Annotated in this window: 1 protein-coding gene; it reads right to left on the reverse strand. The window is 64.2% G+C overall.

The genetic code is table 11. From position 1 onward, the window contains the following. Nucleotides 1–224: hypothetical protein (locus tag EOA85_RS37120; protein WP_206523524.1), on the reverse strand; the 224-nt coding region annotated here is incomplete at its 3' end. Nucleotides 225–394 lie beyond the last annotated feature (170 nt).

A 394-nucleotide genomic window follows, 5' to 3' on the forward strand; every position in this document is an offset into this window, starting at 1 on the left:
GAGACATCCTCGACCTTCTGCACCACTGCTCCGGAGGCATCCTCGACCTTCTGCACCACTGCTCCGGAGGCATCCTCGACCTTCTGCACCACTGCTCCGGAGGCATCCTCGACCTTCTGCATCATGGCGCCGGAGGCATCCTCGACCTTCTGCACCACTGCTCCGGAGGCATCCTCGACCTTCTGCACCACGGCGCCGGAGGCATCCTTGACCTTTTGTACCATGGCTCTGGAAGCCTCCATGGCCCCCCCGTTTCTGACCGCGGCCCCTCCCAGGGCGGCGACCCCGCACAGCCCGAAGACAAGCAGGACGGCCTTTATTCCCCTGCCGGGGGGCGCCTGTGACGGTAAAGGGGCGGGCCCGGAATTGTATTCTGTATCCATGGCCATGGCAT

This window comes from Mesorhizobium sp. M5C.F.Ca.IN.020.29.1.1 (genome assembly GCF_003997375.1).
GTDB classification, from domain to species: domain Bacteria; phylum Pseudomonadota; class Alphaproteobacteria; order Rhizobiales; family Rhizobiaceae; genus Mesorhizobium; species Mesorhizobium wenxiniae.